This window comes from Granulibacter bethesdensis CGDNIH1 (assembly GCF_000014285.2).
Lineage (GTDB): Bacteria > Pseudomonadota > Alphaproteobacteria > Acetobacterales > Acetobacteraceae > Granulibacter > Granulibacter bethesdensis.
This window is the reverse complement of record NC_008343.2, coordinates 726917-749535: the sequence shown is the minus strand read 5'-3', so window position 1 is coordinate 749535 and position 22619 is coordinate 726917. Positions and strand designations below refer to the sequence as shown.

Genomic DNA, 22619 nt, shown 5'->3' with positions numbered 1-22619 from the left:
CTAACGCGGTCCCTGCCGTCCCGGCACCAGAACGATGGAAAAATACGGAGCCTCTTCCTGCGTCAGGGCGTGGAGCGCACAAATCCGCTCCCCTTCCATCGTGCCGCGCTCGACATAGAGGGCACGTCCAGACAAGCCCGCCCGTTCTAGCGCCATCCGGATTTTCGGCAGGTTACGGCCTACTTTCATGATCACTGCTGCATCGCAACTGCGCAGCCGTGCCGTGAGCGTTTCCATATCCAGCGTGCCGGGCAGCACAGAGAGCACGTCATCCCCATGCAGCATCGGCACGCCTGCCTGCGTCCAGCAGCCGCTCATTCCCGTCACGCCGGGAATCACCCGTGTGGGATACACGCCACCCAACCGGTCGAACAGATACATGGAAGAACCATAGAAAAACGGATCGCCCTCGCAGAGCAGCGCAACATCCCGCCCGGAATCGAGAACATTGGCAACACGCCTAGCAGACTCATCATAGAATTGCGTGATGCCTTCCGCATAACGTGGATCACGCAGTGCGATCTCGGTCGTGTAGGGGTAGTCGAGCCGTATTTCCTCAATAGCAGGATGCAGATGCGGCCCGGCAATGCTGCGTGCATGGCCGTTGCGTCCGCGTTTCGCGAAAAAGGCAATCGCATCCACGCATCCCAGCAACCGGGCCGCTTTGAGCGTAATCAGTTCCGGGTCGCCCGGCCCCATGCCAACGGTGTAGAGTGTACCCACATGCCCGGTTACCACACTGGCCGTATCATGGAGCCGAATCATTCGATTTCGCTCGCCAGCGCATTGAGCGCGGCTGCCGTCATGGCGCTGCCCCCGCGCCGCCCATGGACCGTCACAAAAGGAATCTTCTCTCCAGAGGAGAAACGATACGCTGCCAATGCCTGCTTGGATTCCACGGCCCCCACAAAACCCACCGGAATACCGATGATCGCTGCAGGCTTCGGCGCCCCTGCATCCAGCAATTCCAGCAGCCGGAACAAAGCGGTCGGCGCATTCCCGATGGCGACGACCGACCCACCCATCTTCTCAACCCATAAATCCAGCGCCGCGGCGGAACGTGTATTGCCGATCCGCCGCGCCAGTTCAGGAATACCCGGCGCATCCAGCAGGCAAAGCACCTCATTCTCCGCTGGCAGGCGCGAGCGGGTCACACCCTGTGCCACCATCTTGGCATCGCACAGGATAGGCGCTCCCCCCCGCAAGGCCTGACGCGCCACAGGGACAAGATCACCGCCAAACACGACATCCTTCGCGACATCGACCATGCCGCTGGCATGAATCATCCTCACCACGATCTGCGCCTGATCCTGCGTAAAGCCGGACAGATCGGCCTCGGCACGAATGGTGGCGAAAGACTGCGCATAGATTGCAGCGCCCTCTTTCTCATAATGATAGCGGGACGTCATGGCTCGGCCTTCGTCTGTAACGCGGCCAACACCTGCCGCAAGCTCAGCCCCCGCGCAACCGGCTTATCCAGAGGGCCGCCATCCCGAATGAGATCATAGCCCTGCATGGTTCCAACCAGCGTGATGCTGCGCGGCCCCCGCCCCGCACAGCCTTTGGCACAACCGGAAACATGGATATCCGCCCTGCCGAGCGCACCGAACAGACGAAGCGCATCTTCCTGCGTGCGCGCCAGCGTGGCGGCACAGGATGGCGCGCCCGGACAGGCCAGCAGGGTGCGCCGCTGATCCCCGGCCGAGACAATCAGGCCTAAACCGGAATCGGTGGCCTGTTCCAAAGCTTCCATGCGCGTGATTCCAGCCAGCAGCAGGCAGCGGAACGGGGAAAGGTAAAGCAGCCCATCCCCTTCCCCGGCAGCCATGGCGGCGATCCGTTCCAGCGTCTCCGCATCCATCTGTCCGAACAGAGGTTGGAGTGACAGCACGCCGTTTTCTTTATCGTACCCCGCCCCCCGAGCGGGTGGCGCAAGCGGAGCGAGTGTGAGCTCCGTCATTCCAGCGCGACGCAGTATTTCCCCCGAATCGTGCCCGCCCAGAGCCGTGCGCATACGGCCGTGAGTCTGTGTCATCAACCATGAGGTCAGGGCGGCGATTCGCTCCGGCACAGCATCGACCGACACCAGCGCGGCCATGCGGCCACCATCCAGCGCCACCATGACGGCATCATCCCGCCATGTCAGACGTATATCGGCCGGCATGGCGGCAATCGGATAGGCAGCCTGCACCTCATCCAGACAAAGCCCGTATTTGGGGGGCAAACGGGGAGCCAACGGTAGCAAAGCGGCCTCTATCGCATCCGCCAGATGCCGCAACGCCTCCCCACAAAGCGGGGGCACCGTGACGATCCGCGCAGCCTCCCTCAGCGGATCGGCAGAGGCCAGACCAGCCTCCACCATGGCATCGGCAAAAGGTTTTACCGTCTCCGGCTTGAAGCCACGCAGTTGCACATTCCCCCGCGAGGTCAACTGGATGATGCCACTCCCCCAAAGCCGGGCAGCCTGCGCCAGAGCACGCGCCGCGGCTACATCCAGACGCGCATAGGGCACCCGGACCCGGAGCAACAGGCCATCTCCCGATTCCATCGGTCGATAAAGGGAGGGGCACCAGCCGCGCCGCATCACGTCTCCAGAGCCTCCGTGCTGTCAGCAGCCAGACTGTTGCGGCGCGGACGCCACAGATCACGCCGGATGGCTTCCGCAAAGCGTGCTTTCATGGCCGCATGGGCCGATTCATTGGCCTGAGCCATGAAGGCATTGACCTGATTGTCCTCGATAATGGCGGCATGCAGTGCCTCGAACTGTGCATCCAGCCGCTGCGGCAGCATGGCGGCAAAGGCGAACAGCCCTTCCACACCCCTCGCAATTTCCGCGGCGCCGCGAAAACCGTGCCGCATCATGCCGCGCAGCCATACCGGATTGGCGGCACGGCCCCGGACCACGCGCGCCAGTTCCTCACTCAACAACCGCATGCGCGGAGTTCCGGCGGTAGACAGATCAGCATGATATAAAGTCGGAGAAGCCCCCAGCATGGCAGAAGCCGCCGCGAAGCCGCCCTCATGCGCCGCAACTTCGGTGGTATCCAGCAAATCGGTTTCGGCATTGTCCTGCTGGTGCAGGAAGATATCGGCCCCCGCCACACGGGTGGCGAGACCATCCCGATCCAGCCCCGCCGCATGCTGGCCATAGGAATAGGAAGAGGCATCGAGATAGGCCGCGCCGAGTTCATCCCGGCTCTGCCATGCGCTCCGGTCGGTCAGAGCCGTCGCCCCTGCGCCATAGCTGCCCGGAGGGGCCCCATAAATACGGACCGGACGCACCTCCCCGCTTTCCGCCAGAGGATTCCAGCCCTCCGGCTCCTCCAGCGCCGCCACCAGACCAACCGCCATATCGAACAACGTCATCTGATCGGCGAAAACATCCCGGAACAAACCGGAGACACGCAGCGTCACATCCACACGTGGACGGTCCAGCACGGCCAGCGGCACGGTCTCGACCCCCGAGACCCGTGCCGAGCCTTCATGCCAGACCGGGCGCACCCCCATCAGCACCAGTCCAAGCGCCAGATCTTCCCCGCCCGTGCGCATCGTGGCGCTGCCCCAGAGATCCAGCACCAGAGTACGTGGAGACAGCCCATGATCCCGCATATGGCGTTCCAGCAGAGCAGCCGCATTCCGCTCCGCCAGCACCCAGGCGGAGCGCGTGGGAACGGCCCGCGGATCAATCGCCGTCAGATTGCGCCCTGTGGGCAGCACATCGGCGCGTCCCCGGCTCGGTGCTCCGGCCGGACCGGGAGGGATGAAGCGCCCGTCCAGGGCGGCCAGCAGAGCATGCCGCTCCGCTCCGGCGCAGGCATCCAGCCGCACGGCAAGACCGTCCTTATCCTGCCCGCCTGCCGCATCGGCAATAGAGGTGAACAGCGCAGCACGACGCGCCTCATCCGGTGGCCGCCCGAACACATGCAGCCCGTCGCGAATCTGCATGTCCTTCACATCACACAAAAAAGCATCAAGGCGCGCCAATGCGGTCTCTTCATCCTCCCCGGCACTGACACCGCTTTCGGCCAGCAGCCCTGCCGCAGCGGCCCGATCCAGAATCTCCCGCTTCAGCAAAGCCGTACGGGCGCGATCCATACCATCAGCTGCCGCATATTCATCGAGCAATCGCTCAAGCATGCGTGCGTCTCCATGCAGTCCGGCCCGGCCCAAAGGTGGTGTCAGATGGCCGATCAGCGCCGCGCCCAGCCGCCGTTTTGCCGCCGCTGCCTCCCCGGGATTATTGACAATGAACGGGTAGACCACCGGCAGCCCACGCAGCAGCGCCACGGGATAGCACGCCTCCGACAGCGCCACGGCCTTGCCCGGCAGCCATTCCAGCGTGCCATGCGCGCCCAGATGGATCATCGCATGCACATCCATCCGGCCGCGCAGCCACAGATAGAAGGCCGCATAAGCATGGCGCGGCGGTAAATCCGGATCGTGGTAACCGGCCTTGCGATCCAACCGCTCCCCACGATCCGGCTGCACCGCCATCAGGATATGGCCGCACTGCATGACCCGAAGATGGAAATGCCCGTTTATGACGGACGGATCATCCTCCGGTGCGCCCCATGCCTGTTCCATACGAAGGCGGGTCACCTCAGGCAGCGTCATGAACAGAGATTGATACTCTGACAGGCTCATGATCGGGTCAGGCAGTGCCAGACAGAGCCTCTCTGCCAGCATGACCTTGTCGGGCAGTGTTTCTCCCGTCCGATATCCGGCCTGCTTCAGGTCATCGAGCATAGCCCGCAAGCTGGCAATGCTGTCGAGACCGACCGCATGCGCCGACTGCCCCTCCGCCCCCGGATAATCAGACAGAACCACCGCGATGCGTCGATCCTGCCGCCCCGTCCGCGCCAGACGCGCCCAGCCCAGTGCCCGGTCCGCCGCCATAGCGATACCGGCCTCGTAAGGCATATGCGCCGCCAGAGCCGCGCCATCCTCTGGCACGGTCAGGCCGGTATCCTGCTTGAATGACACCACGCCGCCCAGCAATCGGCCATCATATTCCGGCAGCACGACCTGCATCGCCAGATCGGACTGGCTCAACCCCCGCGTCGATTCCTGCCAGGCCGGACAGGTGGACGCGGACAGAACCAGCTGAATCACCGGCACATCGGCTGCGTCGAGTGGCGATGTCCCGTCCTCCCCGATCCGGGCTGAGAAACCGGTTGCATTCAACACGACATGAGGACGCCACAGCCGCAGATGCTCCGCTACGGAACGGGCGCAAGCGGGATTTTTCAGGCTGTCGATAAACACCGCGCTGACGCTGAAGCCTCGTGCATGCAGGGCTTCCATCATGGCTTCGACCGGCGCCATGTCTCCCGCCAGCCAGTAGGAGCGGTAGAACACCAGAACCGCCCTCAGCCCATCGGCCACATGATCCCGGTCCTCCCGCCAGATGCCGAAGGACGGTACCTGCCGGACCGGCCATGCCTCATCAACTCCCTTGCCCGCCAGCGACGCCATCACGCGCAGGGCCGAGCCGAGATTCTCCGGACCACCATGCCGGCAATACATGTCCAGACGGGTCCAGACCTCTTCCGGCACGGTGCTGAGAGCAAGCCATACGGCTTTCGCCTCCCGGTCCGCCGGCCTGCCATCGCCCGGAATGACTGCAAACGGAATCGCGCGGTTCCGGCACAGCGCAGCCAGTTCCTCCAGCCCGTAGCGCCAGTATTCCGCCCCGCCCAGCAGACGCAGCAGCACGGCACCCGACCCGGCTACGGTCTGCTCCAGATAGAGATCAACCGACATCGGATGACGCAGCCGGGCCAGATTGGCGAGGCGCAGCGTCATCCCTTCCGCAGAGGCATCCGCCCATCCGGTCCGGGCCGCGCCGAGATCACTGTCGGAGAAGGACAGAAACACGACATCGCCCGGACTCTGGCCCAGCTCCTGCGCCTGATCCGCCTGCTCCAGCGACCGCGTTTCCCGGACCAGCAGATGCATCAGGCAGGCACCGGAGCGCCCAGACCGCTATTGATCAGCGATGCTTCGATAGCAGCACGGTCCAGACCAGTACGACCGATGATGACAAGCTGCCCCTGCCGCACCTCATCCGGCTTCCACAGACGATCGAAAGACTGGCGGAACCGTGTGCCAACCCCCTGCACCACGCCGCGCATGGGCCTGCCCTGCACCGGGACGAAGCCTTTCATACGCAGGATGTCATGCGCCTCCGCCAACGGACGCAGCAGGACGGCCACATGATCCAGATCGTCCTGTTCCTTCAAAGGAACGACGAAGCTCTCGAAATCATCGTGTTCATGTTCGCCATCCACGCTGTCATGATGCGATGGCCGTGCTGAAAGATCGTTCTCAGCCGCGGCATGCAGACCCAGCAGCACGGCGGGGTCCAGCTGCCCCTCTCTGGTCGCGATCACCTTGACCGCACGCGGCAGATGCCGTTCCACCTCTTCCCGCACTGAAGCGAGCGCCGCATCATCCAATTGGTCAGCCTTGTTCAGCAGCACGAGATCAGCGGCGGAAAGCTGATCCTCGAACACCTCGGCCAGCGGATTGTCGTGATCGAGGTTCGGATCCTCCGCACGCTGCCGCGCCACTTCATCCGGATCATCGGCAAAGCGGCCTGATGCCACGGCAGGGGCGTCCAGCACCGTCACCACCCCATCCACCGTCACCCGGCCTTTTACACCCGGCCAGTTGAACGCTTTCAGCAGAGGCTTCGGCAGAGCAAGGCCGGAGGTCTCGATCAGGATATGCTCGGGTGGCTGGGCGCGGCCCAGCAACGCCTCAATGGTCGGCAGGAAATCATCGGCGACCGTGCAGCACAGACAGCCATTGGCCAGTTCGACGATATTATCCTCCGTGCAGCCCTCGATGCCGCAGCTTTTCAGGAGATCACCATCAATTCCGAGAGAACCGAACTCATTGACGATGATGGCAATACGACGCCCGCGCGCAGCACTCAGCACATGCCGCACCAAAGTCGTTTTGCCCGCGCCGAGAAATCCGGTCACGATGGTCGCGGGAACGGGGGAGGCAATGGCCATGGCTGTTCTTCCTCGCACAGAATACGGTCGTCCAGAGACCGGTCAGGGTGCGCGAACAGATAATCGCCTCCAGACCACCGGCCTGAAGCGGAAAGACGATCCCGGCGCACCCCGCGCGGTTTCGCGATCCGGACGATGGCAGGTCTCCTGGCTCACGGATCAGACGTATTCCACCTGCCTTCCCAGTCCCGGATCCGGGATCAGTGGCGATACGGTGCTCCGGGTTTATTCTCCGGAGCAGACCGGGCAAAATACTCTCCGCCTACAGTTGCGGGGGCAGCCGCGACATCGCACAACCAACGGACTGGCCGGCGCATGTGCTGGATCGCGTTCCCTTTTCATTTTCCGGCACGGAGATCGATCCGCACGGAAAAACCATCGTGCAGGGATTTAGGAGCCGCCGCCTGATGAAGTCAAACATGATCATGCCGAATGCGGCGGCAACAACGCGCTGGCCGCACGCAACCCTGATCATCGGCGGCGCACGATCCGGAAAAAGCCGTCATGCCGAGGCGCTGATCACCTCTCTGCCTTCTCCCTGGCGCTATATCGCCACCGCACAGGCCTTCGATGCGGAGATGCGGACCCGGATTGAGGCACATCGCGCCGCACGGGTCGCTGGCTGGGAAACCGTCGAGGCCCCGCTGGATATCGCCACAGCCCTGATCGAGCATCCGGCACGCCCTGTGCTGGTGGACTGCCTGACCCTGTGGCTGAGCAATCTCATTCTGGGCGAACATGATCTGCCAGCCGCTATGGAAGCACTTGAAAACGCGCTGGCACGCCGCAGCGCCTGCACCATTCTGGTTGCCAATGAGGTCGGGCTGGGCATAGTCCCCGACAATGCGCTGGCACGCCGCTTTCGCGATGAGGCCGGATTGCTGAACCAGAGGATCGCGGCAGGCGCGGGCCGCGTGCTGCTGATCGCGGCAGGGTGCGCCCTGCCGCTCAAACAGCCTGAGGGGGGAAGCCTGCGATGACGGAAGCACCGGGAACCGGGACGGAAGAAGAACGCCGCCACCGCGACAAGATGGCCCATCGCAAGGCGGTGCAGGATGCCGAAGTTGCTTCCAAGACACAGGAAAAAGGGCTGCTGATCGTCCATACCGGGCCTGGCAAGGGCAAATCGACCGCCGCCTTCGGTCTGATGCTGCGCAGCCTGGGCCGAGGCAAACGATGTGCCGTTGTGCAGTTCATCAAGGGGGCCTGGTCAACCGGAGAGCGCGACGCCCTGACCGTGTTCGGAGACCGCATCGAATGGCACACCATGGGCGAGGGCTTTACGTGGGAAACGCAGGACAAGGCGCGCGACATCGCCGCCTGCCGCCGGGCCTGGGATCAGGCACTCAGCCTGTTGCAACGCCCCGACATCGACCTGCTGGTCCTGGATGAGCTGAATATCGCCCTGCGCTACGACTATCTCACGCTGGAAGAAGTGTTACAGGGGCTTTCCACACGCCCACACATGCAGCATGTCGTCATTACCGGGCGCAATGCAAAACCCGGTCTGATCGAGGCCGCCGACCTCGTCACCGAAATGACCGCTGTGAAGCATCATTTCTCCGCCGGGGTAAAGGCGCAGGAAGGAATCGAGTTCTGAGCCGGACCCTCATGATACAGGGAACCGGCTCCTCGGTCGGGAAGTCCCTGCTGGTGGCCGGGGTGAGCCGTGCACTCACACGGCGTGGGCTGGTCGTGCGCCCTTTCAAGCCGCAGAACATGTCCAACAATGCCGCCATTGCCGCTGACGGTGGTGAAATCGGGCGGGCACAGGCTCTCCAGGCCCGCGCCTGCCGGATCAGCCCTTCCCATCACATGAATCCCGTCCTGCTGAAGCCGCAAAGCGAGATCGGCGCACAGATCGTGGTGCAGGGAAAAGTCCATGGTCAGGCCACAGCCCGGGCCTATCAGGCCATGAAGCCACAGCTTCTGGGGACCGTGCTGGAAAGTTTCGGCATCTTGCGGAAACAGGCCGACATCGTACTGGTGGAAGGGGCCGGCAGCGCCTCTGAAATCAATCTGCGTGCAGGCGACATCGCCAATATGGGCTTTGCCCGCGCCGCCAATGTTCCGGTGGTCATTGCGGGTGACATAGATCGCGGCGGCGTCATTGCCGCGCTGGTCGGCACCAAAACCGTGTTGGACCCGGACGATGCTGCGATGGTGCGGGGGTTTCTGGTCAATCGTATGCGCGGCGATCCATCGCTGTTCGCAGAAGGAATGCGACTGATCGAACAGCAGACCGGCTGGGAAGCGCTCGGACTGGTGCCGCATTGCGAGGCCGCCCGCGCCCTGCCGGCCGAAGATGCCGCCGATCTCCTGCGCGGCCTATCAGCACCGACACGATCGGGAAACACCGTCATTGCCGTGCCGATGCTGCCGCATATTGCCAATTTCGATGATCTCGATCCTCTGGCCGCCGAAGACAGCGTGACACTGGTCATGGTGCCGCCGGGACAGCCCCTGCCAGTGGCGGACGCGATTATCATTCCGGGATCGAAAACAGTGATCGCCGATCTGGCAGCTCTCCGTCACCATGGATGGGACATCGATATTCTGGCGCACCGGCGCAGAGGACGGAGCATCATCGGTCTGTGCGGAGGCTATCAGATGCTGGGGCGTGCCATTCACGATCCTCAAGGGTTTGAAGGTCCCGCCGGCAGCGCCGCCGGGCTGGGGCTGCTGGAGATCGAGACCGTGCTGGAACCGCATAAAATCCTGACCTCCCGCAGCGGTCATCTCTTCAATCATGATGTGCCGGTCAGCGGCTATGAAATGCATATGGGGATCACAACCGGCTCAGGATTGCGGCGGCCCTTGCTGTCGCTCGGTCCCGATGCACCGGAAGGATGTGTTTCAGCCGATGGGGTGGTGATGGGAACCTATCTCCATGGCCTGTTTCATGGGGGGGCTTTCAGGCGTCACCTGCTCGCGACCCTTGATGTGAGCAGCCATGGCGGCGATCACGAGGATGCTGTCGAGCATGCTCTCGATGCTCTGGCCGACCATATGGAGGCGCATGTCGCTATCGACCGGCTGCTGGCCCTGTCAGCATGAGATGCGGTTCAGCCAAACGCCACGGCAGCGATCAGGGTCAGCAGCACAAGCAGCCAGAGCAGCAGGCAGGCGCGACGAAACAGCCCGAGTGCGCGCAGGATATCCCCCACATCAGCGTCCTTGCGGCCATGCCCCATCCAGGCATCCTCAACCGCGACACCATGATACAGCCGGGGACCTGCCAGACGCAGCCCGAGCGCACCAGCCATGGCGGCCTCCGGCCAACCCGCATTGGGGGAACGGTGCAATCCGGCGTCCCTCCTTATCGCGGTGAAAGCCTCCGCCCGCCGCTGGCGTGCTGCAAGGGCAAGACACAAAGCCGCAAGCCGGGAGGCAGGCAGATTCACCAGATCATCCAGACGCGCTGCCGCCCATCCGAACATGGCATAGCGGGGCGACAGATGGCCGATCATGCTATCCGCCGTGTTGATGGCCTTGTACGCAACAATGCCCGGCAGCCCCGCCAGCAGACACCAGAGTGCAGGTGCCACCACTCCATCGGAGAAATTCTCGGCCAGGCTTTCGATGGCCGCACGGGAAATGCCGGCCTCATCCAGCACCGCGACATCACGCCCCACGATCATCGCAACAGCCTCCCTGCCACCGGACAGGCCATGCCGATGCAGCCCCTCCGCCACGGCAGCGACATGCTGATACAGGCTTTTCTGTGCGATCAAAGCCGAAACCGGCAGGGCAGACAGCAGCATGACGCTCCAGAGCGGAAACCAGCGCAGAGCCAGATACGTCATGCCGATAGCGGGCAGCACTGTGACTGCCAGCAGCAGAATCAGGCTCACAATCCCGAACACTCTCTGCAAGAGCGGGGGAAAAGCAGGTCGGTTGCCACATCGCTCCAACAGCGTGATCAGAGCGCCAATCCACTGCACCGGGTGGCCAAGCCGACGCTGAAGCAAGGCTGGATATCCGAAGCCCGCATCAAGACAGAGCGCCACCAGCAGGATCAGCGCATGCGCCGGAAACAGGACATGCCAGAAGGAAGAGCCGTCGAAATGCATCATCCGGGATGGGGTGCCGCGTGAGCATCGGAAAAGCAAGCCCTCCGTCTCATGGTGGCCGGATCTCCGCCTTTCGCCATTCCAACCCCGATGCGCCGACCCCGGTGCTGGATCTCTCCACGGGGATCAATCCCTTCGCCTACCCTGTCCCCGCATTGCCCGCCCATGTATGGAGCGCCCTGCCCGATCCCGATGACCTTGCCACACTGGAACGGATCGCGGCCGAGCAATACGGTGTCGCCGATGCATCCCGGGTCGTGGCCGCCCCAGGATCACAGTGCCTGATCGGCTTGCTGCCGCTCTGCCTGGGCGGTCGAAACCGGATCGTGAATGTCGTTGGCCCTACCTATGCAGAACATGCAGCATCCTGGGTGCTGCATGGGCATCGCGTCGTCCAGACATGCCGCTTCCCCGATCCGGATCAAAAATCGGAAGCCAGCATCAGCATCGTCTGCAATCCCAATAACCCCGATGGTACACGCTACACGCTATCCGATCTGCGCATCCTGTCTGATCGCATGGCAGACCAGAAAGGATGGCTGATCGTCGATGAGGCCTTTGCCGATTTCGAAAAAGGAATCCAAAGCATTGGCACGATACAGCATTCTGCCGCCATTGCTCTTCGTTCTTTTGGAAAAGCCTATGGCCTGGCGGGGCTGAGGCTTGGCTTTGCGATTTTACCACCAGACCATGCTGATTTTCTGCGGCGTATTTTGGGGCCGTGGCCGGTCTCCGGTGCTGCGATCACTATTGCCCGGGCAGCCCTGACGGATCATGCGTGGCAGCAAGCAACCATGGCGCGTCTTGAGGCAGCGGCAGAACGTCTGGATAGGTTGCTGATTTCAAAAGGGTTCGAGATTCTCGGGGGAACCAGCCTGTTCAGACTGACCTGTCACCCGGACAACATGATGATTCATGACCGACTGAATAAAGCAGGTATTATGACAAGGCGCTTTGATTGGGATGATCGCCTGTTCCGTTTCGGGTTGCCCAAGAGCAACCGCGACTGGAACAGGCTTGATCACGCATTGAGCTAAAATAAAGATAAAATCAAAAGAAATAAAAAGCCCGGTGCCCGAAGGCACCGGGAAGTGGTTGGAAATATCATGTCCCAGGGAGGACATGCCTCGACGATTTACTCGACGGCAAACACCGTGAGCACACCGCCAAGCTGCGTGTAGCTGGACAGAGCCTTATAGGCACCGACCGCACCCAGACCTTCGGTGTCACCCGCAAGACCAGCGGCCATACCGATACCGGCCCAGCCACCGACGCCGGACAGAACGGCGATGTATTCCTTACCCTTATGTTCGTAAGGTGTGACATTACCAATGATGCCGGACGGGGTCTTGTATTTGTAGAGCAGCTTGCCGTTCTTGGCATCGACTGCCTTCAGGAAGCCATCCAGCGTGCCATAGAACACGACACCGCTATCCGTCGACAAAGCACCAGCCCAGACGGAGAAGGTTTCCGGGATCGACCAGTTGATCTTACCCTTGTCCACATCATAAGCGATGAAGTTGCCCAGATGATCCTCACCCGCAGGCGGGAACATGGAGAGCGTCGCACCCACGAAAGGCTGACCCGCGGTGTAGGACACCTTGAACGGCTCGTAATCCATGCAGACATGATTGGTCGGCACGTAGAACATATGAGTCTTCGGATCGAACGAAGCAGGCTGTTCGTCCTTCGAGCCCAATGCGGCCGGGCAGATACCCTTCGTGTTGTGATCTTCACCACCGGCTTCGGTGGAGTATTTCTTCACACGATCAGGCAGACCGGTCTTCAGATTCACACCCGTGGCCCAGTTCACCGCCGGATCGAACTTGTTCGCCTGCAGCAGCTCACCCGTCACACGATCAAGCACATAGGCGAAGCCGTTACGGTCGAAATGCACCAGCGCCTTGGTTTCCTTGCCGTTCACCTTGGTGTTGGCAAGAATCATTTCGTTGATACCGTCATAGTCCCATTCGTCGTGCGGGGTCATCTGATAGACCCATTTCGCGACGCCGGTATCCGCATCACGCGCGAAAACGGTCATGGACCACTTGTTATCGCCAGGGCGCTGAACCGGGTTCCAGGTGCTGGGGTTACCAGAGCCGTAATAGACAAGATTGGTGTCCGGATCATAGGAAATCCAGCCCCATGTGGAACCGCCACCCGTTTTCCACTGATCGCCCTGCCAGGTCTTGATGGAGCTGTCCTTACCGACAGGCTTGCCCATTGCCGTGGTCTTGTCATCGAACAGGATCTGATCATCCGTGCCGACGGAATACGCCGTCCAGGCCTTGGAACCATCCTTCAGATTGAAGGACATCAGGCGGCCCTGAATACCGAATTCACCGCCGGAGATGCCGACCATCACCTTATCTTTGATGACCAGCGGTGCAGAGGTACCGGTTTCGCCTTTCTTGGCGTCGCCCGTCATAACCTTCCACACTTCTTTGCCGGTCTTGGCATTCAGCGCGACCAGTCCGTTATCCGCCTGGTGAAGAATGATCTTGCCATCACCATAAGCAACGCCACGATTCACTGTATCACAGCACATGACCGGAATGACATCCGGATCCTGCTTCGGCTCGTACACCCAGATGATACGACCATTGTCGTTCAGATCGAGGGCGAAAACCTTGTTCGGGAACGGCGTATGCACATACATGACATCGCCGATGATCAGCGGACCACCTTCATGGCCACGCAGAACGCCGGTGGAGAAGCTCCATACCGGACGCAGCTTGCTGGCATTGGCAACCGTAATCTGCTTCAGGGCGCTGTGGCGCTGGTTTGCATAATCACCAGCAGGCATCGACCAGTTTGCAGAATCCTTGGACAGTTTCACCAGCTCATCATTTGCCTGAGCCTGGAAAGAAACCGCCAGAGCGCCGATGCCCAGCATCATGGCACAAACACGGGACAGCGTTTGCTGTTTCATAAGAGACCTTTCCCCTGATTTTAATTTTATTCTGGATTATTCTTGGATTTTTGGTGATGGGCCTTATCTGACAGGCTGTTTGCCATTCAGGATCAGGCCATTTGAAAGCAATGGAAATTTCAGCGATGCATATTCCATCGTCTCCTTGAGTCGTGAAACCGGAGCAGTCGAAAACTCCGTCGACGCAGGACCACCGAAGACAATACAGCCAGGAAAGTGGCTGCTGCTCCGATCCCTACCCATCACGCCTCGGCGCGATGCCATGAGACTTCACCTGACCGGCGATAGAGGAAATCTCTTTCCTGAGAGAATTGTTATTTCAGCTTTTGGGACTAAGTCAACATGCTTTTGCATTAACTGCAAAATAATATCCGCATAATCCGAGAAACGATTATTGTGCGATGCACAAAAAGGGGCGATTTTTATTGTCGCAGTGCAGCAAAAAGCGCGTAATGGCCGAATAGCCCCTCAGCCGAGCAATTCATTGTAAACATCCAATGTCGCTCTCTGCATCGCATCCGTGGTGTAGCGCTCCAGCACTTTCTGTCGTGCCCGCCATCCCGCCTCGGCCCGTACATCCGGCGGCAAAGCCAGTGTTTCGGCCAAAGCAACTGCCAACGCTTCCACATCCGCCGGCGGCACCAGCAAACCACTGACCCCATGCTCCACCGTTTCCCGTGGCCCTCCGAGATCGCTGGCGATAACCAGCCGCCCCATCGCCTGCGCCTCAATGACTGTTCGCCCGAACGGTTCCGCTTCCAGCGATGCATGTACAACGCAATCAGCGAGGCTCAGTGCGGCCGGCATATCATCACAAATACCGCCCAACCGGATCTGGCCGGCAATACCGTTTTCTTTCGCGCGCTCCATCAGGGAACGGGCATAATCCTGCTGCCCTTTATCTCCCCCAATGAAAACGCAGATCACATCCGCGCGCTGAAGTCGGGCCAAAGCATCAAGCAGAATGTGCTGACCCTTCCAACGGCTGAAACGCGCCGGCATCAGAACAAGGGAAAAAATATCCCCTTCCGGCAATTGCCATTGCTGAACCAGACGCTGAATACGAGGGCCGGTGATCATGGCCGGGTCGAACAACAACGGATCGACACCGCGGGGGATAATACGCAGCCGGTCAGGCCCCACCCCGTGACGCTGCGCCACCAGCGCCGCCACATGCTGGCTGATCGCAATGACGCGATCCCCCTTTGCCATCACTGCATTATAATGCCGTTTGAAGGGAAAGGACTCGCTATACACACCGTGATAGGTCGTGACAAACGGGACATTCATGCGCCGCGCCGCACGATAAGCCGCCCAGGCTGGTGCACGGGAACGTGCATGGACCAACCGAACATCTTCCAGATGGATCAGCCGCTCCAGCGTGCGGGCATTGCGCAGAATCCTGAATGGCTGCTTGGCAGGCATATCCGGGATCAGAACATGTTTCCCCCCCCTACGCTCCAGCCCCGGCACCATCCGGCCACCCGCACTGGCGACCAGCGCCCGTCCTCCGGCCTCCGTAATCGCCTGTGCCATTTCCAGCGTACCCCGCTCCACGCCGCCTACATCCAGGGCAGGCAGCACCTGTAAAACGCATGGCGCGGTATGAATCCGGTCCGCCCGATCAGAATCCGGCATTCTCTCTCCCGTTTGCGGTCGTCAGGCGAAACGCAATAAACCGGGTATAAGTCCGTGCCCTCCATTGGAGAAGAGGAAGCCTCTTATGACAGCAAGCCAGATCGTCCGCCCCGATGGCATCAGGCTGGCAGCACATTGCCATGCAGGACGCAGTCCCACTGTGGTTTTTCTGCCGGGATTCCGAAGTGATATGGAGGGAGAAAAAGCCCTGCGGCTTGCTGCATGGTGCGAGGCTGAGGGACAGGCCATGCTCCGGCTGGATTACAGCGGCCACGGTCAGAGCGAAGGACGATTCGAAGATGGCTGCATCGGCACATGGCTGAACGATGCCCTGACTGTGATTGAGAAAACCGTGCGAGGGAAACTGATCCTCGTTGGCTCCTCCATGGGAGGGTGGATCGCGTTACTGGCGGCCCGGCAGCTTGGTGATCGTGTTGTCGGGCTGGTCGGTATTGCTGCGGCTCCGGATTTTACCGAGCGCCTGATGTGGGATGTCATGCCGGCAGAGGAACGCGAAACCCTGCTTCGCGAGGGCGTCTTGATGGCCCCCAATCCCTACGGACCGCCTGTGCCGATCACACGACGTCTGATCGAGGATGGGCGCACACATCTGCTGCTGAATGCGCCTCTGCCTCTGTCCTGCCCCATCAGGCTGCTGCAAGGGCAGGAAGATCACGAGGTTCCATGGGAAACTGCGACCCTCCTTTCCCAGACCATCACCCGCCCTGACGGAAGCGTTCCTGATCTTGTCGTGACGCTGATCCGGGATGGCAACCATCGTCTGTCACGCGAAAGCGATATTTCACGGATCATCGAATCAGTCAAAAGCGTTCTTGACCTTTCAAATACATGAAAGAAGATAAAAATATATTTTTTACAGGCCATAATATTGGCAATATGCTTTAAAAATAGCCATATCCTTTGCACGATGCTGCATTGTCTTCGGGATCGAAAAAAATATCGGGCTGGCTCTTGCGCCCTTATGACAGTCAGGCTACATCGCCCCCGTCAGCGCGGCGCCCGTAGCTCAACTGGATAGAGCACCAGACTACGAATCTGGGGGTTGGAGGTTCGAGTCCTTCCGGGCGCGCCATTATTTCAATGCATTAGTCAGTTTTCAACACTCTGCGATTGGCAGATGGTCTGCAAAACTGTTTGCTGGCAGCTGCCCGCTATTCGGTCATGATTGTCATGCCAGCTGTTCCCTGGCGATTGATGGGAGTGCCGTTAAGCCTGCCAATGCAGCAAGAAAAGACTGTCCCGGCCTCAATACAGAATGCAGTTGCAAGGTCATGTTCAGTGGCCTGCACAGTCTTTTCCAGAATATTATCCGAACTTTTTTGTTGGGGGAGGAGGCACCTGGCCATTCCAGGATCAAGGCCTGGGATGATCTTTCGCTGTCCAGCGATACATCCAGGTCTCCGAAACCACTTTTCTACCTCGCCTGACCCGAACCGTCAGATCGACCAAAGATGCATCACCGGGCTCAAGTTCGAACCCCACACGATAAAGTGCCACGCCGGAGCGTCTCATGCCGTGCATCGATGCCACCGGATAGGCAGGGATACGCTTGATCTCGGCCCATTTGAGCTGCCCCGCTGAACATATCACCTCCGGCACCAGCATGGCGGCAAGCTGACGGGGGGATGCGGGAGGCGCCATCGCATCCAGCATCCTCTCATCCGCTCTTAAATCGCCCCCCGCCAGATCGAGCATGAAAAACCGCCGTTTGGGATCGGCGCTGGCACCGGCCCTGAATGCAACCACTCTTGCCAGAGTGCGTGCCGAAATATCATCGCACCAGCGCAAACGATAGGCGTAGCGATACTGCTGCCCACCCTTCAACGGTGCGGTCGGACGCCAGAAAGCGACAATATTATCCTGAAATTCCGTACCGGTCGGCAATTCGGCAAGATGCACAGCCCCCTCCCCCCAATCCTCATCAGGCTCCACCCAGGCAGAGGGGCGTAAATCATAGCGGGCACCGATATCTTCATAAGCATCAAAGCCCCGCTGACGCTGCATAAGTCCGAAACCACGGGGAGAGTGGTCGGCAAAAGACGAAAACTGTACCTGCGCCGGATCCGCAAGGCTGCGCCAGATTGTCTCTCCGGCACCGGTATGGATCAGCAGACCATCCGAATCATGGACCGCCTGCCGATAGTCATCCACCCCCACCCGATAGCTGGGGTCGAACCAGAACATGCTGGTCAGCGGCGCAATGCCGATATTGGCGATATCGCGCCGCGGAAACAGGACGGAATCGACATCCATCACCGTCTCGACATCGGAACGCAGCACGAAGCGGAAGGCGCCCGTGAGGGAAGGACTGTCCAGCAGCGCATAAATCACCAGATGATCAGCATCCTGTTGCGGACGCTCCAGCCAGAATTCCCGGAAAACCGGAAATTCCTCCGCACCGTTCTCACCGCTGCCCAAAGCCAGTCCACGTGCTGACAGACCAAAATTCTGTCCTGGCGCTACGGCTCGAAAGTAACTCGCCCCCAGAAAAACCGCGATCTCCTTTCGGTCCCGAGGGGAAGCGCCGGGGAAGCGGGCCAGAATACGGAAACCGGCCAGCCCGATATCATCCTCCGGCGGCGAGATATCGCCCAAATCAAACCATGCAGGATCATAGCGGATCGGATGGCTGATGCCGTTCACGATCTCATTGATGGCTACACGATCCTTGAACAGATAGCCACGATGGAAAAACTCTGCTTCAAACCGCTCACCACGCCCATGCCACAAGGCATGATCGGGGAGAAATCTGATTTTGCCATATCGCTCGTAATCAAGGCCTGCCAGCGTTTCGGGCAGTTGTTGCGACGGGGGAACATAAGGCAGGCTGGCCAGAGTGCGTGCCATCTCTTCCAGCGTTTCGACATCAAAGGATGTAGGCTGCGTTACCTGCCCGGCAAGCGAAGGTCGTAATGACAATCCCAGCGACGCCAGTCCGGCTGCCATGCCCTGCCGCAATATGACACGCCGCAAGACTGGGGATGTCCAAGAGGATAATGGCCGGGGCGATAAACGGGATCGTTGCGGCATCGAGTCTCCTGCGTCCTGATCTGCCGCAGAAGAGAATATCTTGGAGCTGGATTATACGATAGTAGTCGGCTGCATTCCGTTTCCGTCCTTGCCCTGATCCTTATCCCTATCGAGGTTCTGTTTTGAATCGCTCTTTTCGCCATAAAGTATTACTGGGCGGCCTGATCATTGCCATCCTCGCGGCACTCTGGTCGAGCCTGCATACAAGCTTTGATGCGTTCGGGTTCGACAGCGATAACGCAGCCCCCTACGTTGTCTGGCAGGGTATTCGTCAGAACGGGCTATCCTTTATCAGTTCATGGCATGCGACCCAGGATAACTGGCTGTTTTCTCTCTATCCTTTTTATTATGCCGCGTTCGAAACCATAGGCCCGGCAGCACTGAGCCCGGCATGGGCAGGATGGGCCGTCTTTGTGGCACTCTGCGCCATGGGCGGCATACTGACAGCCAGATTGGCAGGCCCCCTCGCCGGGCTGACAACCGCCGCACTGATGCTGGCCGCCGATTGCTCTGCGGTGGCTCATCCCGGATATCTTGCTCATCCCGTCAGCCATAATATTTCACTGTTCTGGGGACTGGCTGGATTGCTGGCAGCCTGCTGTGCCTTGACACCCCGCAACAGATGGGGACATGCGGGCTATATTCTTCTTTCAGTTCTGGCCTTCATGATCGGAGGACTTTCGGACCCCTGGCTGAACGGGGCCATGCTGCTGCCCGCCATCGCCGCCTGCGGATGGGTTCTGATCACCGGTTCGGGAATACGGGAAAGAGTTGTCTCTGTCGCACTGGCTATAGCCCTTGCCGGTGCCCTTGAGCTGGACCGCACCAGAATTTTCGGTCAGGCGACGTTTCTCGCTTCCTCCGCTCCGCAAATGAGCTTTTCTCCCGAGCGGGCATGGCCGGCACTCAAAACCGCCCTGCTGATTGTCCCCGCATGGTTCAATCCGGTTCCGCTGGGGCATAGTGCGCTGACAGACAGACTCTCTCTGCCCGCCATCATTGCCTGTATCGCTTTTGCGATCGCAACCATCATCCTGCTGCTCCCTCTGCGGCGCAGTTTGATGGATCGGACATCTCCCCAGCTGCGATTTATCACCGCGACCGCGCTGCTGTCCTATCCGGCGATTCTGGTGTTGTTCCTGCTGGTCTTCTCTGATCCGGCTTTTGAGTCCCTGCGCTTTTTCATTGCCCCTTTCGCATTATGGATTATTGCCGGGGTCAGCCTTGCCGCCCGGCGCCGGGCCGATATGGCGGCATGGCAACAATACGGACTGACAACCTATGCGGTCCTTATCGTCATAGCCGGCTTGCTCAGCGGACGAGAAAGCTGGTCTCATCCCTTAAAAGCAGACACGCAGTCTATGGATGGACTGAGCAGCTTCCTGGTGGAAAACGGGCTGTCTTATGGATATGGTCCTTATGGAGAAGACAGCGCCAATGCAGTGCACTGGGTCAGCCACGGCAAAGTCACGCTCCGTTCCGTGCATGCGGAAGCCATAAGCGGCCATATTACAGAAGGAGGCGCTCAAACCTCCGATACCTGGTACGAGGCCAGCGATATCCCGCCGAACACAAAGGATATATTTCTGATCATGCCGCATCATTGGTTCGACTGCGGCAAAGCAGGACATTGCGAGGAAACGGCTGTGCAGCAGTTCGGGCCACCGGCCCGTATCCTGCATTATAAAGACAATACCATCATGGTCTGGCCTTACTCCATCTGGACAGACCCGGCGGCAATCGCCGCAAATCTGCCACCGATCGCCCTCGGGAAAGCAATCTCATTCGGTGCGCAGGGAGAGGGCCTCCATCTGCTCGGCAAAGGATGGTCCAATCCGGAAGCAACAGGCACATGGAGCGACGGAGCCAATGCATGGATCCGTTTCCGCCTGCCCGAAGGAGCCACCTATCCCCTCCATCTCTCCTTCAGTCTGGCTGCTTTCACTGCCAGACATCATGACAGGCAGCACATCGGATTATTCGCCAATCAGCATTTCATCGGCTGGTTCACAACAAGCAGCTGGGATGACCGGTTCGAAGCCATTATCCCGGCTCCGTCAGAGGACAAGGGAAAAAACGGCGTCGTTGTCCTGAAATTTGCGCTGCCTGATGCGGTGAAACCATCATCCGTCATGTATTCGGCTGATGATCGCAATGTCGCAATTCTACTGCATACGATGACGGTAGATACCAAACACGAATAAATCTCTTCCCCAAGCGGGAGGAAAAAAACGGATGACAAGTCCCGTCTTTCCTCCTTCTACGCATCATACCTTTATATCAGCAGGGGCAATACTCTTTGCTGCGAGCGCGGCAACCGTAGCCGCTACAGCCTTCGGCTGGGTTGTGACCTGCGGCAATCCCATCAGCTCTCCATGTGTGCCACGGGCCAGCGGTCCTACGACAAAAGCATCGGGCCATGCCGTACCGTCACGATCCAGCACCCGGCTTTCCCAATCCACATCAATACCCAGACGGCAAGGGTCGGAGCGTAATACGCCTTGCTCCTCCAACGCATGCAGAACCGGATGGGCTTCTACCACCGAGCGATGGCCGGGGCCGGTGCAGTTCACCACGGCCCGTACGGTCGTACGGCTGGTATCTGACTGCCCCCGTGCACGGAAGGTCATAACAATGTCACCGGATGCCTCCCTATCCGCTGAAACCAATGAGGCCGCCCGTACTGTCAACCAGCCCTCTTCCAGCCCTTGTCTGACCACTGCATCGATCTGAGGAGCGCACTGGAAACGGTGCACATCCCAGAATGGCCGCGCATGTCGTAACAGGCGTCGTTTTTCCTCTGTCTTCAGAGCGCCCCATACAATGGGAGCCTGAACACGCAGGGCATCAATCACATCCTCCCATGGGCGTCCCTGTACTTCACCAGCGGCAATGGTGCGGCGGATACGGCGCAGCAGAGCTGATGCCGTTCGGGCTGGCTCAGTGCTGAAATCTCCAGCAGCCTCGACCGGCAGCAGAGTCCGTGGCCGGGGCAGTAATCCGCGTCGGGACAAAGCCGTCATGGGGGCACGATGCCCTCGCGCTCGCAACGAGGCGATTACGTCGCATGCAGTCAGCCCGGTGCCGATAATGCAAACCGGCGCATCCAGCGCAATATCGGCCAGTGCGTCGGGCTGCCACGGATCGGCGACCAGTCCCTTTTCCCCCGCCCATCCACGCAGCGTTGCAGGCAAGTCGGGCGCGGTGTGACTGACGCCCAATACCAGAATATCCGCCGCAATGAGCGATCCATCTTCCAGCGTAATCCCCCAGCCAGACTTGCCAGCATGATTCCGGGAGGCCGAAACAGCACGCAGCCGAAGATGACGGACCATAACCATTCCAGACGCGGCTTCGATAACCGAGCGGACCGTGTCATCGACATAATCCCCAAATACCGACCTTCTGGCGTATATCCGTCCATCCTCCAGAGTGGAATGCGCATCGCTATGGGGTATATTTCTCTGCCTGAGCCATGCATCAAAATGATCGGGCAGATCGGGAAAAAGCGACATACGGGCTGCCGCCACATTGGTACGATGCACAGGATCGGATGTGCCATATGCCAACCCGGCCCCAAGCTTTTCTGAAGGCTCCAGCACCGTGATCCTGCCTGAAAAATCAGGATGATCGCGGATAAGATGAGCCAGAAAAGCAGCCCCGGACAGACCACAACCGATCAGGACAATATGCCTGTAGAACCCCTGGCCGCTGATCGGTTGTGATTCTTTTACGGGTTGAGACTGCACGAACATCGTTTGCAAATTCCAGATAAATTTCACTATTATAATTAGTTATTTATGCAAAATAATCATAATTTGTGAATTCCCTCTTGCATAGCCAACCATTATACACTTTTAATGACACATCTTAAAAAATTAAACGATCAAATTAAGTAAATAC

General features: G+C 59.7%; 16 protein-coding genes, 1 tRNA gene and 1 riboswitch. Of the genes, 7 read left to right on the top strand and 10 right to left on the bottom strand.

The genetic code is table 11. The features are described 5' to 3' along the window. From GBCGDNIH1_RS15725 to cobW, 5 genes are read right to left on the bottom strand one after another with little or no spacing between them, the layout of a single operon-like run. Positions 1-765, bottom strand: a complete 765-nt coding sequence (locus tag GBCGDNIH1_RS15725) for a precorrin-2 C(20)-methyltransferase (RefSeq protein WP_011631368.1) — start codon at positions 763-765, stop codon at positions 1-3. After that, on the bottom strand, positions 762-1409 hold the full coding sequence (locus GBCGDNIH1_RS15720; RefSeq protein WP_011631367.1) for a precorrin-8X methylmutase: 648 nt from the start codon (positions 1407-1409) through the stop codon (positions 762-764). The genes GBCGDNIH1_RS15725 and GBCGDNIH1_RS15720 overlap by 4 nt, the downstream gene beginning before the upstream one ends. Continuing rightward, positions 1406-2584 carry a hypothetical protein gene (locus GBCGDNIH1_RS15715; RefSeq protein ID WP_043452717.1) on the bottom strand — a complete coding sequence of 393 codons (1179 nt, stop codon included), beginning with the start codon at positions 2582-2584 and terminating at the stop codon, positions 1406-1408. Before GBCGDNIH1_RS15715 ends, GBCGDNIH1_RS15720 begins: the two co-directional genes overlap by 4 nt. Then, positions 2584-5958, bottom strand: coding sequence for a cobaltochelatase subunit CobN (gene cobN, locus GBCGDNIH1_RS15710; RefSeq protein WP_011631365.1), 3375 nt, complete (start codon positions 5956-5958; stop codon positions 2584-2586). Before cobN ends, GBCGDNIH1_RS15715 begins: the two co-directional genes overlap by 1 nt. Beyond that, positions 5958-7022 carry a cobalamin biosynthesis protein CobW gene (gene cobW / locus GBCGDNIH1_RS15705; protein WP_025318302.1) on the bottom strand — a complete coding sequence of 355 codons (1065 nt, stop codon included), beginning with the start codon at positions 7020-7022 and terminating at the stop codon, positions 5958-5960. The genes cobN and cobW overlap by 1 nt, the downstream gene beginning before the upstream one ends. Positions 7023-7141: 119 nt before the next feature. Then, a riboswitch (cobalamin riboswitch) is annotated at positions 7142-7417 on the bottom strand. 12 nt (positions 7418-7429) lie between these two features. Between cobW and cobU the strand changes: the two genes are divergently transcribed. The 3 genes from cobU to GBCGDNIH1_RS15690 are packed head-to-tail and all read left to right on the top strand — an operon-like array spanning position 7430 to position 10079. Further along, a complete protein-coding gene (gene cobU, locus GBCGDNIH1_RS15700; RefSeq protein ID WP_095206533.1) occupies positions 7430-8002 on the top strand; it encodes a bifunctional adenosylcobinamide kinase/adenosylcobinamide-phosphate guanylyltransferase in 573 nt (190 codons plus the stop codon). Further along, complete coding sequence (gene cobO, locus GBCGDNIH1_RS15695) at positions 7999-8622, top strand: cob(I)yrinic acid a,c-diamide adenosyltransferase (RefSeq protein WP_011631362.1); 624 nt, start codon at positions 7999-8001, stop codon at positions 8620-8622. Before cobU ends, cobO begins: the two co-directional genes overlap by 4 nt. An 11-nt stretch (positions 8623-8633) precedes the next feature. After that, positions 8634-10079, top strand: a complete 1446-nt coding sequence (locus tag GBCGDNIH1_RS15690) for a cobyric acid synthase (protein WP_011631361.1) — start codon at positions 8634-8636, stop codon at positions 10077-10079. 8 nt (positions 10080-10087) lie between these two features. On the opposite strand, the gene cbiB is transcribed toward GBCGDNIH1_RS15690, so the two are convergent. Then, the gene (gene cbiB / locus GBCGDNIH1_RS15685; protein WP_025318299.1) at positions 10088-11095 is read right to left on the bottom strand and encodes an adenosylcobinamide-phosphate synthase CbiB; all 1008 of its coding nucleotides are present in this window, start codon (positions 11093-11095) and stop codon (positions 10088-10090) included. Positions 11096-11115: 20 nt separating this feature from the next. On the opposite strand from cbiB, the gene cobD reads away from it, so the two are divergent. Then, positions 11116-12132: a threonine-phosphate decarboxylase CobD gene (gene cobD / locus GBCGDNIH1_RS15680; RefSeq protein ID WP_198353680.1), complete on the top strand. Its 1017-nt coding sequence runs from the start codon at positions 11116-11118 to the stop codon at positions 12130-12132. Between the two features lie 98 nt (positions 12133-12230). Here cobD and GBCGDNIH1_RS15675 read toward each other — a convergent pair whose 3' ends face one another. Together GBCGDNIH1_RS15675 and GBCGDNIH1_RS15670 are read right to left on the bottom strand one after the other, a co-directional pair. Further along, a complete protein-coding gene (locus GBCGDNIH1_RS15675; RefSeq protein WP_011631358.1) occupies positions 12231-14027 on the bottom strand; it encodes a methanol/ethanol family PQQ-dependent dehydrogenase in 1797 nt (598 codons plus the stop codon). A gap of 468 nt (positions 14028-14495) precedes the next feature. Then, the gene (locus GBCGDNIH1_RS15670; RefSeq protein ID WP_011631356.1) at positions 14496-15665 is read right to left on the bottom strand and encodes a glycosyltransferase family 4 protein; all 1170 of its coding nucleotides are present in this window, start codon (positions 15663-15665) and stop codon (positions 14496-14498) included. An 85-nt stretch (positions 15666-15750) separates the two neighbouring features. Here GBCGDNIH1_RS15670 and GBCGDNIH1_RS15665 point away from each other — a divergent pair, with 85 nt between their 5' ends. Beyond that, positions 15751-16518: an alpha/beta fold hydrolase gene (locus tag GBCGDNIH1_RS15665; RefSeq protein ID WP_025318297.1), complete on the top strand. Its 768-nt coding sequence runs from the start codon at positions 15751-15753 to the stop codon at positions 16516-16518. Between the two features lie 163 nt (positions 16519-16681). Continuing rightward, positions 16682-16758: transfer RNA gene (locus GBCGDNIH1_RS15660), tRNA-Arg, on the top strand. A 281-nt stretch (positions 16759-17039) separates the two neighbouring features. Here GBCGDNIH1_RS15660 and GBCGDNIH1_RS15650 read toward each other — a convergent pair. Beyond that, positions 17040-18659 (bottom strand): glucan biosynthesis protein, encoded by a 1620-nt coding sequence (locus tag GBCGDNIH1_RS15650; RefSeq protein WP_157691975.1) that lies wholly within the window; start codon positions 18657-18659, stop codon positions 17040-17042. A 179-nt stretch (positions 18660-18838) separates the two neighbouring features. Between GBCGDNIH1_RS15650 and GBCGDNIH1_RS15645 the strand changes: the two genes are divergently transcribed. Then, on the top strand, positions 18839-20920 hold the full coding sequence (locus GBCGDNIH1_RS15645; RefSeq protein WP_011631353.1) for a hypothetical protein: 2082 nt from the start codon (positions 18839-18841) through the stop codon (positions 20918-20920). 63 nt (positions 20921-20983) lie between these two features. Here GBCGDNIH1_RS15645 and GBCGDNIH1_RS15640 read toward each other — a convergent pair whose 3' ends face one another. Further along, positions 20984-22471, bottom strand: a complete 1488-nt coding sequence (locus GBCGDNIH1_RS15640; protein ID WP_050748395.1) for an FAD/NAD(P)-binding protein — start codon at positions 22469-22471, stop codon at positions 20984-20986. Between the last annotated feature and the right edge of the window lie 148 nt (positions 22472-22619).